Source organism: Ensifer sp. EB106-03-01-XG145, from assembly GCF_058792075.1.
In genome coordinates this window covers 1,501,796-1,516,460 of record NZ_JBYTEC010000001.1, presented here as the reverse complement: position 1 = coordinate 1,516,460, position 14,665 = coordinate 1,501,796, and the positions used below count along the sequence as shown (strand labels likewise).

General features: G+C 61.7%; 15 protein-coding genes. 5 read left to right on the top strand and 10 right to left on the bottom strand.

Translation table 11 applies throughout. The features are described 5' to 3' along the window. Window positions 1-64: 64 nt before the first annotated feature. A complete protein-coding gene (locus AC3WWH_RS07440) occupies window positions 65-520 on the bottom strand; it encodes a hypothetical protein (RefSeq protein WP_058320568.1) in 456 nt (151 codons plus the stop codon). A gap of 234 nt (window positions 521-754) precedes the next feature. Here AC3WWH_RS07440 and AC3WWH_RS07435 point away from each other — a divergent pair, with 234 nt between their 5' ends. Together AC3WWH_RS07435 and AC3WWH_RS07430 are read left to right on the top strand one after the other, a co-directional pair. Then, window positions 755-1,375, top strand: a complete 621-nt coding sequence (locus tag AC3WWH_RS07435; protein ID WP_058320567.1) for a cytochrome b — start codon at window positions 755-757, stop codon at window positions 1,373-1,375. Beyond that, window positions 1,372-1,971 carry a YceI family protein gene (locus AC3WWH_RS07430; protein WP_058320566.1) on the top strand — a complete coding sequence of 200 codons (600 nt, stop codon included), beginning with the start codon at window positions 1,372-1,374 and terminating at the stop codon, window positions 1,969-1,971. Before AC3WWH_RS07435 ends, AC3WWH_RS07430 begins: the two co-directional genes overlap by 4 nt. A gap of 35 nt (window positions 1,972-2,006) precedes the next feature. Here AC3WWH_RS07430 and AC3WWH_RS07425 read toward each other — a convergent pair whose 3' ends face one another. The 6 genes from AC3WWH_RS07425 to AC3WWH_RS07400 all read right to left on the bottom strand — a co-directional run bounded on the left by AC3WWH_RS07425 (window position 2,007) and on the right by AC3WWH_RS07400 (window position 8,784). Then, a complete protein-coding gene (locus tag AC3WWH_RS07425; protein ID WP_058320565.1) occupies window positions 2,007-3,458 on the bottom strand; it encodes an aspartate aminotransferase family protein in 1,452 nt (483 codons plus the stop codon). Window positions 3,459-3,469: 11 nt separating this feature from the next. Then, complete coding sequence (locus AC3WWH_RS07420) at window positions 3,470-4,480, bottom strand: NAD-dependent epimerase/dehydratase family protein (protein ID WP_058320564.1); 1,011 nt, start codon at window positions 4,478-4,480, stop codon at window positions 3,470-3,472. After that, complete coding sequence (locus tag AC3WWH_RS07415) at window positions 4,477-4,917, bottom strand: EamA family transporter (RefSeq protein WP_058320563.1); 441 nt, start codon at window positions 4,915-4,917, stop codon at window positions 4,477-4,479. Before AC3WWH_RS07415 ends, AC3WWH_RS07420 begins: the two co-directional genes overlap by 4 nt. Before the next feature lie 93 nt (window positions 4,918-5,010). Next, a complete protein-coding gene (locus AC3WWH_RS07410) occupies window positions 5,011-6,333 on the bottom strand; it encodes an FAD-binding oxidoreductase (protein WP_058320562.1) in 1,323 nt (440 codons plus the stop codon). Next, complete coding sequence (locus tag AC3WWH_RS07405; RefSeq protein ID WP_058320635.1) at window positions 6,330-7,772, bottom strand: UbiA family prenyltransferase; 1,443 nt, start codon at window positions 7,770-7,772, stop codon at window positions 6,330-6,332. The genes AC3WWH_RS07410 and AC3WWH_RS07405 overlap by 4 nt, the downstream gene beginning before the upstream one ends. Window positions 7,773-7,899: 127 nt before the next feature. Continuing rightward, entirely contained in the window at window positions 7,900-8,784 is an 885-nt protein-coding gene (locus AC3WWH_RS07400; RefSeq protein ID WP_058320561.1) for an alpha/beta hydrolase, read from the bottom strand. 241 nt (window positions 8,785-9,025) lie between these two features. Between AC3WWH_RS07400 and parE the strand changes: the two genes are divergently transcribed. Then, window positions 9,026-11,086 carry a DNA topoisomerase IV subunit B gene (parE, locus tag AC3WWH_RS07395; protein ID WP_113398880.1) on the top strand — a complete coding sequence of 687 codons (2,061 nt, stop codon included), beginning with the start codon at window positions 9,026-9,028 and terminating at the stop codon, window positions 11,084-11,086. Window positions 11,087-11,215: 129 nt separating this feature from the next. Here parE and AC3WWH_RS07390 read toward each other — a convergent pair whose 3' ends face one another. Continuing rightward, window positions 11,216-11,686, bottom strand: a complete 471-nt coding sequence (locus tag AC3WWH_RS07390; RefSeq protein WP_058320560.1) for a GNAT family N-acetyltransferase — start codon at window positions 11,684-11,686, stop codon at window positions 11,216-11,218. Window positions 11,687-11,913: 227 nt separating this feature from the next. Here AC3WWH_RS07390 and AC3WWH_RS07385 point away from each other — a divergent pair, with 227 nt between their 5' ends. Further along, window positions 11,914-12,327 (top strand): hypothetical protein, encoded by a 414-nt coding sequence (locus tag AC3WWH_RS07385; RefSeq protein WP_057255632.1) that lies wholly within the window; start codon window positions 11,914-11,916, stop codon window positions 12,325-12,327. Between the two features lie 28 nt (window positions 12,328-12,355). Here AC3WWH_RS07385 and AC3WWH_RS07380 read toward each other — a convergent pair whose 3' ends face one another. Both AC3WWH_RS07380 and AC3WWH_RS07375 read right to left on the bottom strand, forming a co-directional pair. Further along, window positions 12,356-12,691, bottom strand: coding sequence for an NAD-dependent epimerase/dehydratase family protein (locus AC3WWH_RS07380; RefSeq protein ID WP_058320559.1), 336 nt, complete (start codon window positions 12,689-12,691; stop codon window positions 12,356-12,358). A 38-nt stretch (window positions 12,692-12,729) separates the two neighbouring features. Beyond that, the gene (locus tag AC3WWH_RS07375; RefSeq protein WP_057255631.1) at window positions 12,730-13,863 is read right to left on the bottom strand and encodes a DUF2336 domain-containing protein; all 1,134 of its coding nucleotides are present in this window, start codon (window positions 13,861-13,863) and stop codon (window positions 12,730-12,732) included. 74 nt (window positions 13,864-13,937) lie between these two features. Between AC3WWH_RS07375 and AC3WWH_RS07370 the strand changes: the two genes are divergently transcribed. Next, window positions 13,938-14,639, top strand: a complete 702-nt coding sequence (locus AC3WWH_RS07370; RefSeq protein WP_063891419.1) for a hypothetical protein — start codon at window positions 13,938-13,940, stop codon at window positions 14,637-14,639. The last annotated feature ends 26 nt before the right edge of the window (window positions 14,640-14,665 follow it).

Sequence of the window (14,665 nt, the reverse complement as noted above, 5' to 3'; positions counted from 1 at the left end):
GCAATAGCGAACGGCGCTAGACTCCGGTTCGCAGATGGTCCTGGTCTAGCCTAGAAACCCAACGTCACTTTGGTCGGCCTGCTGACGGATGTGTACCGCCGTTCTCGAGGCCGGCAATCGCCGCGTGAACGTCCGCCTCCACGTCTTCGTCGAACTGCTCGAGGATCGCATCGCCGATCAAGCCGTGAACCTCGCGCAGGTAGGGGGCAGCCGCCTCGCCTTCGCCAAGAGCGAGGTAGGAGCGTGCGATCGAAAGCGACGAAAGCGGCTGGCGCCGCTCCAAGGTCCACTCGCGGGACAGCAGCGAGACGGCGATGCTCTCGCGGTACTGCCCGGCATCGCAAAGTGCCGCGCCGTAACCACTCTTGATCCAGTAATACATGTCCGTGAAAGCGAGGTAGGCATCGGCTATGTCGGATGCCAGACGCCAGGCATCGATCGCCTCGCCATATTTGCCTTCGGTTCCAAGGCGGATGCCCGTGCGAGCCAGTTCATAAGCCTCCCGCTCATGCGGACTCATTGGTGTCGTTTTTTTCTTCGGTGTCGTTTTTTTCTTCGTCATCTACGCCAGCCCAACTGCTTCCGGGAACAACCCCTCCGTGTCCCCTTCCACCGCAAGTGGACCACAGCTTGCCGACGTCAACAAGATCGCAGTGCAATTTTACGGTATTATCGGCGAATAAAAGCATGAGCTCATGGGTCTCACCGCCGTAACCGAGTTGTAGCGGCCGGGCTGGCGACCACGGAGACAAACATGTTGCGCAACGACAAGGCCGGGTTCGGCTGGGTCACCATCATCCTTCACTGGACGATTGCGGCGATCATCCTTGCCTTGCTCGCCCTCGGCTTCATCATGCGCCGGGTTCCGATCGACCCAGTGCTGCAGTTTTCGCTGTACCAGTGGCACAAGTCGCTGGGTTTCACCGCGCTTGGCCTGGCGGTGGTGCGCGCCCTCTGGCACGTGGTCGAGCTTCATCCGAAGCCGCCGGAAGGCCTCAGCCCCCTTGAGCAGCGCGCAGGCAGCGTCACTCATATCGTGCTCATGGGGCTTGCGCTCGCTGTCCCGCTTGCCGGTTGGGCCGTCGCATCCACCTCGACGCTGAACATCCCAAGCTTTTACTTCAACTGGGTCGTCATACCGCATCTGCCGATGGCGAAATCGGCACCGGCTGAGAACCTCTGGACGCTCTTCCATATGACGCTCGCCTATCTGCTCCTCGCCTTTGTGACGCTTCACGTATTGGCCGCCCTCTACCACCACTTTGCGCGGCGGGACGACGTCCTCGTCCGCATGCTGCCAACCGGATCGCGCCGCCATAAACGCTCCCAAACGGCGGGCGCGAATCCGGTCATCGCTGGAAGGAAGAAACCATGACACTGCGCTTGCAACCATCACCCAGGGCAATTGCACTCGCCTTGCTGGCTGCCATGTCCGTCAGCCCATCGCTCGCTGTCGGCGCCGCGCCAGACCTTGCCGATGCGGCCGGAAACTACGGCATCACGTCCGCTTCCCGTATCCATTTCACGGTAGCACAAGCAGGCGGCGGAGGAATCGTCGGCGACTTCGGCAAATTTTCCGGCAGCTTCCGCATCGACCGAAATGATGTCGACCACTCGACCGTCGAGTTCACGCTCTATCCGGAAAGTGTGAAAACGGGAGAGAAGCGGACCGAGGATTTCCTGAAGTCCAGCGCCGTTTTCGACACCGCGAACTACAGCACCGTCACCTTCCGTTCGACGAATGTGAAGCAGACCGGCCCCGCTACCGCGGCGGTCGAGGGAACGTTGACCGCCCGCGGCACCTCGCGAAAGGAACGCTTCTCGGTGACGCTGCTTGACTGGAACCGCGGCTCGATCGCCTTCAACATCCGCGGCAACATCCACCGTTCGCCCTATGGCATGGATGTCGGCACGCCGATCTATTCCAACGTCGTCGAGTTCGACATGAATATCAAAGGGCAGAGGCGGTGAACGCCCCTGCCCCTTTCTGAACGCAAGTCCTTGGCTCAGCCGATCTGGCTGCCGACGAAATCCTTGACGATGCGCACGATACCGCGGCCGAGCAGGTCGTCGAGCGCTGCGATGAACTGGTCGACATGAGCGCGCTCGCAGATCAGCGGCGGCTCGAGCCGGATGACGTTGCGATTGTATTCGGTGAAGGCCACCAGCACATCGTAGTCGCGTAGGAGCAGCGCGCCGATGAAGCCGGACAGCGAACCCTTGAGTTTGTCGTCAAGCATGGAGACGACGGGGCGCAGCACCATCGGCAGCGTCTGGCTGAAGTCCTGGAACTCCAGGCCGACCATCAGCCCCTGGCCACGAACGTCCTTGATGATCTTCGGGTATTTTTCCTTCAGCGCCTGCAGGCGATCGATGAGATAGTTGCCGCTGTCGGCGGCGCGGTCGATCAGGTGCTCGTCATAGAGCACATTGATGCCTTCGATTGCCGTCACGCAGGCCTCTCCCATGCCGCCAAAGGTCGCCATGGCATGGATCATTGCGGTCTTCGGCGTGCCGTAGGCCTTCATATAGACTTCGCGACGCGCGATCATCGCGCCGACGGCTGCCTTGCCGGCGCCGAGCGACTTGGCGAGCGCTGTCACGTCAGGCACGACACCATAATGCTCGAACGCATAGAAGCGGCCGGAGCGACCATAACCGCACTGCACCTCGTCGGCGACCCAGAGCACGCCGTACTTGTCGCAGAGCGCGCGAAGCTTCTGCCAATACTCGGCCGGCGCCTGGATGATGCCGCCGCCTCCCTGGATGGTTTCGAGCACGATGACACCGATTTCAGGATCGGACTTGAAGGCGTTTTCCACCGCGTCGATATCGGCGAATGGCACGCGGACCGTATTGTCGGTGAGCTTGAAGTCGGCGCGATAGAGCTGGCCGTCGGTGATGGCGAGCACACCCTTGGTCTTGCCGTGGAAGGAATTCTCGGCATAGACGACCTTAGGCCGCTTCGGACCGGCCGCACGCTCGGCAAGCTTGACGGCAGCCTCCATCGCTTCCGAGCCGGACGAGCCGAGGAAGACCATGTCGAGGTCACCCGGCGAGCAGGCGGCGATGTTCTTGGCCAGCGCCGCCGCATATTGCGACATGAAGGCGATGGCGATCTCGTGACGCTTCTCGTCCTGGAACTTCTGCCGCGCTTCAAGAATGCGCGGATGGTTATGGCCGAAGGCCAGCGAGCCGAAGCCACCGAAGAAATCGAGGATCTTGCGGCCGTTCTGGTCGGTGTAGAACATGCCCTCGGCGCTTTCGATCTTCACCTTGTGGAAGCCGAGAAGCTTCATGAAGTGAAGCTGTCCGGGATTCAGATGCTCCTTGAAAGCCGTGGTGATGTCGCCGATCGACATGGCCTTTGCCTGTTCCACGGTGATCAGTTCGGGCTTTGTCACACCACCATCGAGCGAAGGGGCGGCAACGGCGATACGGTTCGGTATGTCCAGCATGGTGTCGCCCCTCATTCGGCCGGCACGGCGACGGCGGCGGTGGCCGCGGCACCCATTTTCTTTGCCCGATATTCGTCATAGGCGGCGACCAGCATGTCGCCATCATTGTATTCCGCACGCCATCCGAGCTCGCGCTTCAGCTTGCCGGTCTCACGCACGCACATCTCGTCTGCGATCAGATACTGCTCCGGATCCATGATCGGCTTGTTGATCAGATCGAAGAAGGCCAGCGTCTGCTTGACCGCGAAGGCGGGGGTCGGCAGCAGGAACGATTTGGAACCGGCGTGCTCGATGAGATTGCCGAGCAGGTCGCGCACCGAGGGCGGATTGTCGGAGCCGAGATTGTAAGCTTCATTCGGCACGCCACCCTTCCAGGCAAGGCGTGCAGCTTCGGCGCAATCGAAGACCGAGATGAACTGATAGGGCACCTTGCCCGAGCCGATCATCGGCACCGGCAGGTTCATGTCGATCAGCTTGAACAGCTTCTCGAGAATGCCGAGACGACCGGGGCCGATGATCAGGCGCGGGCGGAAGATCGAAATGTTCATGCCCTGCTTGCGCCATTGCACCGCAAGCTGCTCGGTCGCCCATTTCGACTTGCCGTATTCGCCGAGCGGCTTTGCCGGATGGGTTTCGGTCTGCGGCGATTGCACCGTGTGGCCGTAGATCATGTCGGTGGTGAACTGCACCAGGCGCGATGCGCCGGCGGCGTCCATGGCCTTCATGATGTTTTCGGCGCCGTAATAGTTGACGGGCCAGAAGAATTCCCAGCGCTTCGAGCGGATCTGCAGCGGCGACAGCATCTTGGCCGCCATATTGTAGACCATGTCATCGGGACCGATGCCGACCTTCTGTACAGCCTTCAGGTCAGTGACGTCGCAATGGACGAAGCGGGCGCGGCCGTAATGCGGCAGGTCGGATTTGACGATATCGGCGATCACCACGTCCTCGCCGTCCTTGACTAGACGTTCCGCCAGGTGACGGCCAACAAAGCCGTCGCCACCAAAGATGATGTGTTTCATGACTTGCTCCCGAATTCTGCAGTGCTCACCCCGGCTGCATCCGCCGACTTGTCATCGGCGTGGGATGAGATGCCCGACTGGGCGATAAGAAGGGTTCCTGCGCAGATCAGCGCGATGCCGGCGATGCGCCAGGCATTGAGGTCCTCGCGGAAAACGAAATAGGCGAAGACCGCGACTGCGACGTAGGCGAGGCTCAGGAACGGATAAGCAAAGGAAAGCTCGACCTTCGACAGCACATAGAGATGCGACGCCATCGAAATGACGAAGGTCGCGAGGCCGGCAAAGACCCAGGGGTTGAAGACGATCTGGAACAGCCGGACGATCGCCGTTTCAGCGGTCATCGAAATCGGCCCGAGCGTCAGCATGCCCTGTTTCAGCATGAGCTGAGCGGCAGCGTTGGTAAGCACCGTAAAGAGAATGAATGGAATATATTTCATTGTTTTACTCCCAGTCCCGAAAATGTACTTACGGGCAAGAGACGGATTTTCCGTGAAGTTTGAAAGTTTATTTGAATAAAATTATCTGCATTCTCATTCTGGCAAAGCCAGAGCCGTGCGCTTCCAGAAGTTGGAAACGAGCGCTGGATCGCGCAACGCCTCGAGCCTCCTCCAGGAAGGGAAAGACATTTCAAAGACTTGCGGGCTCATGCGAGCATCCTTGTACGGATTGACCGCACCGCCTGCCTCCACCACGATGCTATCGAGCGCATCCAGCAGCTTTACTGTCCGTTCACCTTGATTGGCGAAGTCCAATGTCAAAGTAAAACCGGGTCGCGGGAAGGACAGAACGCCGCGCGAGCCGATATCGCCAAAACGCTTGAGAACCGTCAGGAACGACGCATGGCCGGCCTTGCGAGCCGTTTCCATGAGTTGCGCGGTGATCGCCGGTGCCCGCTCTGCCGGGTAGACGCTCTGGTGCTGATAGAGACCGCGTGGGCCGTAAAGCCTGTTCCAGGCGCCGATGGCATCCAGCGGATAGAAATAGGAGGTCCAGGGAACCGTCGTCACGGTTTCGCCAGGCTTTTCCTTGCGGAAGTAATATTCGTTGAAGGCCTTGAGCGTTGTCCGGTTCAGAAGATTGAAGGGCGGCGCGAAGGGCACCGAAAGCTTCAATCCCTTCGGGATATCGGGCAGTTCACAGGAGCCGTCGGCATGGTCGCCGGCCAGCAGTACGCCCCTGCCCGCGCGGGCTCCTATAGCGAGTTGGTCGATCCAGGCAACGGAATATTCGTGCTCCTCGTCGACCCGATCGACGAGGGCGAAGTATTGGTCGAGATTATCGAAGCGGATCGCATGCTGTTGCACGTGCGGCGACGGCACCTTCATCAGCCGCAGATCCACGGTCAGGATCAACCCCGTCAGGCCCATGCCGCCGATGGTCGCAGCGTAGAGTTCAGCGTTCTCTCCGGGCGAACAGGTCAATCGATCCCCGTTCGAGCGCAGAAGCGTGAAACCTGTCACGTGATTGCCGAAGGTGCCGCGCGCATGGTGGTTCTTGCCGTGCACGTCGTTGGCAAGTGCGCCGCCGACGGTCACGAAAGCCGTGCCGGGGGTGACCGGCAGGAAGAAGCGATGTTCGATCGCGCGTTCGAGCACCTCGCGCAACGTCACGCCGGCCTCGCAGGTCATCATGCCGGTGCCGGGATCGAAGGCGATGATCCGGCCATGCCGGCGGCTTTCGATCAGCGTGCCTCGGTCATTGTGGCAACTGTCGCCGTAGCTGCGGCCATTGCCGAAGGGCAAGTAGCCTTCCGCCTCCAGGCTGCCGAGGCGATCCTCATAGTCGTCAGGCGAAATGGCCGGCCGCGCGCGATTGTCGAGGCGGCCCCAGCTTTCATGGTCTTGCAAACTCATTGCGGCCCGATGGCTCCAAACAGGATCAACAGCGCGCCGACCAGCATGGTCAATTGGCTGCGCCAGTCACGCATGATGAAGACAACAGGGTCCTCATGCAGCATGCCGCGACGCGCGAGCATCCAGATGCGCAACAACATATAGAGCACCAGCGGGCAAAGCGGCCACAGCGCCCACGGCGTGGTGTACATTTCCTGGAGTTCCTTGCTGTGCACGTAGAGCGCAAGGACCAGAGCCGAGGTGAAAGCGGAAGCAACGCCAGCCTGCCCCACCATCTCGAAATCGACAGCGAGATAGCCGCGCCCCGGAACGTTGCCGCCATCCTTGTCGTCGAATTCGTGCAACTCGACATAGCGCTTCACCAGCGCCAGGCTGAGGAAGAAGAAGATGGCGAAGGAGACCAGCCAGAAGGAGAGTTCCGTGCCCGTGGCCGCGGCACCGGCAACAATGCGCGTGGTGTAGAGGCCGGCGAGCGTGAAGACGTCGACCAACAGCTTGCGCTTCAGCACGAAGGTATAGGCAGTCGTCGCGCAGGCATAGAACGCCAGCACACCGGCAAATTTCCATGGCAGCAACAGCGTCAGCGACAGCGATGCCAGGACGAGGCAGCCGGCAAGAATGAGCGCTGTCGGCACCGACATCTGGCCGCTGGCGAGCGGCCTGTGACGCTTCTTTGCATGGCGGCGATCATTGGCGAGGTCCGAAAGATCGTTGATGACATAGACCGCCGAGGCGAGGAAGCTGAAGGCGAAGAAGGCGACGATGACGCTCATGATCGCGTCGAAATGCAGCACCTCATGATTGAGGATCATCGGCACGCCGATGAGTACGTTTTTCGCCCATTGATGCACGCGGATGGACTTCAACGGCGCAAGCGCGCTCACCTTGCCGGTCTCCAGCCGTTCCGCGTCATGATTGCGGCGCCACTTCTCCGCCGCAGCATCCGGGGCGACCACGATCGCACGCCGCGCTACCTCGAAAACGGCGATATCGTCACGGCTGTTGCCCATATAGTCGAAGGCACCGTCGCCGAAACGATCGACCAACGCCTGGCGCTTGCGGCTGCTCGTCAGATTGAGCGCATCGGTCGAATGCATGACCGAGGAAAAAAGTCCGACATGATCGGCAACGTCTCTGGCGACCGACGGTGCAGCGCCGGTGACGAGCACCAGTTCGCGGCCCGCCTTTCTCTCCTCGGCGAGCCGATCGATGACGGCCTGCCGGTAGGGCCAGTCCTGAGCCTTGCGGCCGGAACGCAAGGCCACCTCATGCTTCAGCCGCGCCTTGCCCTTCGCCAACCAGAACAGCATGGGAAAGAGCATCAGCGGATTGCGCAAGAGAATGATCGCCGCACCTTCCCACAGCGTATCGGCGGCCAACAAAGTACCGTCCAGATCCACACACAGCGGAATGTGCCGTGTCTCGGTGCGCGCGTCCATGAATTCCATCCCAGCCATAATTGCCGGGCATGATGACGTCTTCAACTTTCCAGAGTGGAAACGCGGGCCACAATCTCGCCCGGAAACTGTCGGGCTGGTTAACAAATGTCAGCGGCGCGGACAAAGGTCAGCGGCGACCGATCCAGTTCAATGCATCGCGCCAGTCGGTCATGCGCACCGGGGTGCCGTGCGAGCCGGTTTCGAAGAGGACGAAGCGTGTCGGGTAGCCTTGGCCCTTCAGCGTGCGATAGAGCGCTTTCTGGCTCTCGGCCGGATAGACGCTGTCGCGGCTGCCATGGCTGAAGAACATGGGCAGCTTCGCCTTGTAGGCGGCGCTCTTGGTGAAATCGGGGTCGCTTACGCCACCCATGACCATCATGCCGCTGAGAGCCGTGACCGCGGAGGCATCGCGCGAAACGCCCCAGCAGATGAAGCTTCCCATCGAGGCGCAGGCCAGCACCACGGGGCGACCGCCGGAGCGTTCGGAAACCTGCTTGACCAGGCCGGCAATATCCGCAGCGCCTGCCGTGTCGAAGGAGCGGACGCTCGGCGCGTAGTAGACTCCGCCATTGGCGACGGCGAGGTTCTTCAGCCGGTTGAAGTTGCCGCCGAAGGAAAAATCGTTGGTGCCGAGCCGGCGATCGCCACCGCGGCCGTGGATGAAGATCACCGTGAAGGCAGCGCCGCGGTCCGGACCGACGCGGGTCACGTCAAGCGAGCTACCGCCAATGTCGAGCGTCTCGTTGACCTGCTCGCTTTTCACGCCCAGCGAAACATAGGCGCGCTTCACCCGGCGTTCCGGAATTTCGTCCCGTTCGTTGATGTCGCGCAGTTCCTGATATTCCACCGTCAGGTCGTCGCCGCCATCATTTTGTTGCAGCACCTTGGCATAGGAGAAAAGCTCGTCCTTGAAGGGTTTCAATGTCTGCGCTTGAGCCGCGGAAGCGCCTGCGGCGAAGGCCGCAGCCAGAAAAAGCCGGCGAAACGGAAAAACAGTTGTGGACACGGCCAATGACGGGCTCCCTCTTTGGCCGGAAGCCTTGCCATCGCCCGGACGCCAAAGCAACACTTGCTCCGTAACAGGGCCGCAAAGGCGGCATTTCACCTGCAAGCGATGCCAGCATTCTCCTTTTGTTCGCTCTTTCGGCGGGAGTCTGGCAGAATTCAGGTGATTCGACCGCCGGGGGATGGCGGCAAAGTCGAGGTCTTGCTATGGCCTCTCCCCAAGTGACAGGAACGATCCGAACGGCCCCATGGACGACAACAGCGACCTCTTCTCAATGCCCGAGCAACCAAAGCCCGTACAGCCGAGCGCCAAACCGGCTGTGCCAGTGGCACCAGTCGCGCGCGAAGAGCCGCGCCCTGCCCCGAAGGGTAGCGACGGCAGCGACTACGATGCTTCGGCGATCGAGGTGCTCGAAGGGCTGGAGCCAGTTCGTCGTCGTCCGGGCATGTATATCGGCGGCACCGACGAGAAGGCGCTGCACCACCTCTTCGCCGAAGTCATCGACAACTCGATGGACGAAGCGGTCGCCGGTCATGCAAATTTCATCGAAGTCCACCTCGATGCCGACGGCTTCCTGACGGTCACGGACAACGGCCGTGGTATCCCGGTCGAGAACCATCCGAAATTCCCGGGCAAGTCGACGCTCGAAGTCGTCATGACCATCCTCCATGCCGGCGGCAAGTTCGACGGCAAGGCCTATGAGACGTCGGGCGGTCTTCACGGTGTGGGCGTTTCCGTCGTCAATGCGCTCTCCGATGCGCTCGAGGTCGAGGTCGCACGCAACCGCAAGCTCTACCGGCAGCGCTTCTCCCGCGGCATTCCGCAGGGTGGGCTCGAGGAACTCGGCGACGTTCACAATCGCCGTGGCACGCGCGTTCGTTTCCATCCGGACCCGGACATCTTCGGGCCGCATGCGCATTTCGAGCCCGGACGGCTTTTCCGCATGGCGCGCTCGAAGGCCTATCTCTTCGGCGGCGTCGAAATCCGCTGGTCCTGCGATCCGTCGCTGCTGCCGGAAGGCTCAGAGATCCCGGACAAGGCGGTCTTCCACTTCCCGGGCGGCCTGAAGGATTATCTTGCCGCCACACTCGGGAAGGAATTCACCGTCACCCGCGAGATCTTCGCCGGCAAGTCGGAGAAGGCCAACGGCCACGGCTCGCTCGAATGGGCGGTCACCTGGTATGGTGGCGACCAGCAGGTCCATTCCTACTGCAACACCATCCCGACGCCCGAGGGCGGCACGCACGAAGCGGGCTTCCGCATCGCGCTGACCAAGGGCCTGAAAAACTACGCCGAGCTGACGCAGAACAAGCGCGCGTCGATCGTCACCACTGACGACGTGATGATCTCGGCGGCGGGCATGCTGTCGGTCTTCATCCGCGAACCGGAATTCGTCGGCCAGACGAAGGACAAGCTCGCGACGGTCGAGGCACAGCGCATCGTCGAAAACGCGCTCCGCGACCCCTTCGATCACTACCTTGCCGACAATCCGGGAGAAGCCGCCAAGCTGCTCGACTGGGTGGTCGAGCGCGCCGAAGAGCGCGTGCGCCGGCGCAAGGAAAAGGAAGTCAACCGCAAGACGGCAGTGCGCAAGCTGCGCTTGCCGGGCAAGCTTGCGGACTGCTCGCAGAACACGGCCGAAGGCGCTGAACTCTTCATCGTCGAAGGGGACTCGGCAGGCGGATCGGCAAAGCAGGCACGCAACCGCGCCAACCAGGCGATCCTGCCGCTCCGCGGTAAGATCCTCAACGTCGCAAGCGCGGGCCGCGAAAAGCTCAGCGCCAACCAGCAGATCACCGACCTCATTCAGGCACTCGGCTGCGGCACGCGTAGCAAGTACCGCGAAGAGGATTTGCGCTACGAACGCATCGTCGTCATGACTGACGCCGACGTCGACGGCGCGCATATCGCCTCGCTGCTCATCACCTTCTTCTATCAGGAGATGCCAGAGCTCATTCGCGGCGGTCACCTCTATCTCGCCGTACCGCCGCTCTATCGCATCAGCCAGGGCTCGAAGACGCTCTACGCCCGCGACGATGCGCACCGCGAAGAACTGATGCGAACCGAATTCGCCGGTCGTGGCAAGGTCGAGATCGGCCGGTTCAAAGGTCTTGGCGAGATGCTGCCGGCGCAGCTCAAGGAAACGACGATGGACCCGAAGTTTCGCACGTTGCTCAAGGTGGAGATCGACGAGATTGATTTCGAGGGCACGCGCGAGGCGGTGGACAATCTGATGGGGACGAAGGCCGACGCCCGCTTCCGCTTCATCCAGGAGCGCGCCGTGTTCGCCGAAAACCTGGATATCTGATTGGGCGATGGATGCGAAGGCGCATGACGTTCTTGCGCGCCGCACTCCCTGAGCAATCAAGTTTGAGAACGGCGGCCCTCGCGCCGCCGTTTTGATTTTCAGCTCACGGTACCACTCGGCGTGGCGAGATCATTCCGCCTGGCGAACAGGCTTTTCCATGAACAGGCTTAGCGGATCCGCCTGATAGTCGCCAAAGGGCGGACGCTCGACATAGCCGGCCGCCTTGTAAAGTCCGATCGCCTCGGGCTGATAGATGCCGGTTTCGAGGCGAATTGCCGTGTATCCGAGTTCACCCGCCCGTGCCTCCAGCGCCTGCAACAGCAGCTTGCCGACCTTCAGCCCCCTCGCCTGCGGATCGACGAACATACGCTTGATCTCAGCCGTACCGTCGCCGGCCTCCACGAGGGCGCAGCAACCGACGATGTTGTCGTCACGCCGCGCTACAAAGAAGGAAACCCCCGGCTGCTCCAGGCTCGAAAGGTCGACCATGTGGTTGCTTTCGGCGGGATAGAGCGAAGCGGCATAGGCGTCGGAGAGTTCCAGCAGACGCACGACCTGCGCTTGGCGTGGCGACTCCAGGGCTATGGTTGCGGCAGGCAATTGTTTCGTCCTTGTCGATTTTAACTGTTTGCGGCCGGACGTTAGTGCCACCCGTTCCGCCAGCCAATACGTCAAATGACGCAGGCGCGCCCGGTGCTAGCCTATCAATCCGGCTAACGGGCTGAAACAATTTGTTCCCCGTCACCGGCAACGCCGCCCTATTTCGGGGAGAATCGCACAGGCATAGGTTGATCGCATCACAACCTCCAGGGACCGACAGGATCACCATGCAAGCGGCGCTGATTGTCATGACCATTCTCGGCTGCGACCACGATGTCAGCCAATGCCAGTACATCTCGACGGTCAACGGCACATGGCCGTCGATCGCCCAATGCGACACGGACTCGCAGGCGCAACTGCCGAAGTTCTCGAACGCCAACTATCCGGTCGTCGTCGCGGTTTGCGAAACCTCCGGCCCAGCCCTTGCCGACCTCACCCCACCACCGGCCGGCTCGCAACAGAGCCAGATGCCGCCCTCGCAGGTGACGGAACCGGAGCCGGAACAAAACCTGCCGAAACGGACGCTGGCTTTCCTGTCCGGCGCCATGCCGGACCGGGAGAAGCTCAAGACCATCGTCACAAAGCCGGTGCACTACATCGAAGACGGCTATTCCTGGGTCGCTCGCCGCTTCACCAACTAGCGGGCACGCTCACACCAGACAGTGCCGATCAGGCTTTCGGCGCTGGCCATGACCGCCTCTTCTTTGGTTCGTCGGCAGGCAGACGCGCCGGAAACGGCGATGCCGTGTGCATGACATAGGAAACGCCAGCGAAGGCATCGGCCCAGCCTTTTTCGCCCAGCAGGTCCGCTTCAGCAAAACTCAGTTTGGCCGCCTCCGTGCCGCCGGCGGCGCGGATTGATCGTTCGATCTCCTCTGCGCGCGCTAGGTCCCGAACGGTGCCGCGTACGTCATAGCCCCGCCGCAACAAGAGGAGCGCGACGTGACGCCCGACAAAGCCGCCTATGCCGGTTACAGCAACGGTTGCGTCGGCCCTCGCGTTCATGCGTCAGTTCCTCATTGACCGCGAACCCGCAATAGAAGTCAGGCGGCCTGCCGCGCCGCAAGTTCCGCATAATTGCGAGCCGACTGCCGTTCCTCGGCAAATGCCAGGCGTTCGAGCAGATCGATCATCGCAGTATTGACCGATGACGGGCTCTCATTCCGCAGCCGCGCGAGCAGCGCCGTGGAGACGGAAGCCGTGCTGTCGTTTCCAGCTGAAGTGTCCTGGCGCCAGAAAAGCACAGCCGCAGCAAAGGTTTCGCTGACATCGTGGCCGAGGCCGGCGCTCTCGAACAGAGCACGGATCGAATGAACGCGGCCGCCGGACAGGATGGAGCGCACGCGCTTCTCGCAAACGCCGGAGAGATCGACGATCGCGGCCGAGAAAAACTCCGCACGGCCGGTCACCAGCGCGTGCAGCAGGAAGGCTGGGGTCAGGCGGCCGGTCTCACGCAGATGCACCACGAGGCCAGGCAACTCGTCCACAGCCAGCGTCCCGGCCATGCCGACGGCAGCAATATCGCAAGCTTCCCGCATGATCCGCTGGACCCGGGCTTCGCCGATCGCCATCTGCACCAGGCCGAAGGCTGCCAGCGCCGCTCCCACCTCTTCCACCAGCGCGTGGCGGGCATCGCTTGGCAGGTCCGGCCGGGCAAGCAACAGGTCGCGCACGGCCGCGAAGCAGCCAAGACGCTCGGCAATGCGTTTCAACGATCGGCGCGACAGGTTGGCGCCGGCGTTTTCCAGGAGGATCAGAATTTCTTCCTCACCGCCGATTTCAGCGATTGCGGCCGATACGGCACGGGAGACGAAACTGCGCGCCGCGATCAGAGCGCGCGTTTCGAGCGTTCCCCTGGCAGCAAGGTCGACCAGATCCTCATCGGTCAGGACAGGCGAGCGGGATATGACGACATAGGCAATTTCCGGCTGGTCTTCGGCAAGGCCGAGAATGATGCCGCGCGGAACGGACGAGCAGCCACAAAGCGCATCAGCGAGTGCACGCCGAACCTTCGGCGACGGATCGTCGAGCAGGAAGGTCATCGCCATCTCAGCGGCGCGGCGATCGAGGCCATTCATCTGCGCGTCGACATAGGCGCGACCGAGCGCACTGGCGGCGCGGGTGCGTTCACCCGTTCTCGCCGTTTCCACCCAGCGAAGAAATGCTTGTATGATCACCTACGCCCCACTAGACCACGCCAATGCCACCGATGTTCAAACCCTAGCCGGCAAAGGTTTAAGATTGGTTCACCATGTCTGTTAACCGCTCCCAAACCATGAAGCCGCTGCTGATCGTTAAGGGTACGGCTCCGGCGATGGAAGTCGCTGTGCTCAATGCGCTCGCCGGTGTCATCATGGATATCGGTTGCGACACAGAAATAGTGCGCAGCATGGCGCGTTTGGCAGGCCGCAGCTTCGCCCTTCTTGCGCGCGTCGAACCGCTGGAGCGGCTGGACGAAGAGGCATTGAACCGGCTGCTCGACAGCGGTGTCGACGGTATCGTGCTTTCCGGATGCCGCGGGCGCGCCGACATACAACGGCTCGACGTGATGTTGCGGGTTGCGGAAGCCGCCAACGGTACCGCGCCCAACCGTATTCGGATCTATGCGGAATACGGCGGCTCGCCGGGAGGCCTGTTATCGCCCAATCCGCTGACAGGTTCGTCGTCCCGCCTGGAAGCGCTGATCTTCAACGGTGCAGCGTTGGCCAAGTCCCTTGGCTGTCTGGAGCCGACCAGCGCTCCCCATCAGCGCGTCGCAGCGCCGATCCTTGCCGGACGAGCATATGTGGTCCTGAGGGCGTGCGAAGCTGGTGTGCCCACCTATGAGGTGCTACCTGCTGCCACCCCCGACGAAGCCGCGACACGGTGGGCGCATTCACTGAGCCGGGACAACGGCTTTGCCTCGGTCGTTTGCAACTCGATCGAACAGGCAACGATCGTAAGCAACACGTGACCTATCAGGCGCGCAAAGTCGCTGAT

What these genes read in the sequence shown, in the direction of transcription:
- AC3WWH_RS07440 (WP_058320568.1), bottom strand. Translation starts at nt 520, where the DNA reads ATGAGTCCGCATGAGCGGGAGGCTTATGAACTGGCTCGCACGGGCATC.
- AC3WWH_RS07425 (WP_058320565.1), bottom strand. Translation starts at nt 3,458, where the DNA reads ATGCTGGACATACCGAACCGTATCGCCGTTGCCGCCCCTTCGCTCGAT.
- AC3WWH_RS07385 (WP_057255632.1), top strand. Translation starts at nt 11,914, where the DNA reads ATGCAAGCGGCGCTGATTGTCATGACCATTCTCGGCTGCGACCACGAT.
- AC3WWH_RS07430 (WP_058320566.1), top strand. Translation starts at nt 1,372, where the DNA reads ATGACACTGCGCTTGCAACCATCACCCAGGGCAATTGCACTCGCCTTG.
- AC3WWH_RS07410 (WP_058320562.1), bottom strand. Translation starts at nt 6,333, where the DNA reads ATGAGTTTGCAAGACCATGAAAGCTGGGGCCGCCTCGACAATCGCGCG.
- AC3WWH_RS07420 (WP_058320564.1), bottom strand. Translation starts at nt 4,480, where the DNA reads ATGAAACACATCATCTTTGGTGGCGACGGCTTTGTTGGCCGTCACCTG.
- AC3WWH_RS07380 (WP_058320559.1), bottom strand. Translation starts at nt 12,691, where the DNA reads ATGAACGCGAGGGCCGACGCAACCGTTGCTGTAACCGGCATAGGCGGC.
- AC3WWH_RS07405 (WP_058320635.1), bottom strand. Translation starts at nt 7,772, where the DNA reads ATGGACGCGCGCACCGAGACACGGCACATTCCGCTGTGTGTGGATCTG.
- parE (WP_113398880.1), top strand. Translation starts at nt 9,026, where the DNA reads ATGGACGACAACAGCGACCTCTTCTCAATGCCCGAGCAACCAAAGCCC.
- AC3WWH_RS07415 (WP_058320563.1), bottom strand. Translation starts at nt 4,917, where the DNA reads ATGAAATATATTCCATTCATTCTCTTTACGGTGCTTACCAACGCTGCC.
- AC3WWH_RS07435 (WP_058320567.1), top strand. Translation starts at nt 755, where the DNA reads ATGTTGCGCAACGACAAGGCCGGGTTCGGCTGGGTCACCATCATCCTT.
- AC3WWH_RS07370 (WP_063891419.1), top strand. Translation starts at nt 13,938, where the DNA reads ATGTCTGTTAACCGCTCCCAAACCATGAAGCCGCTGCTGATCGTTAAG.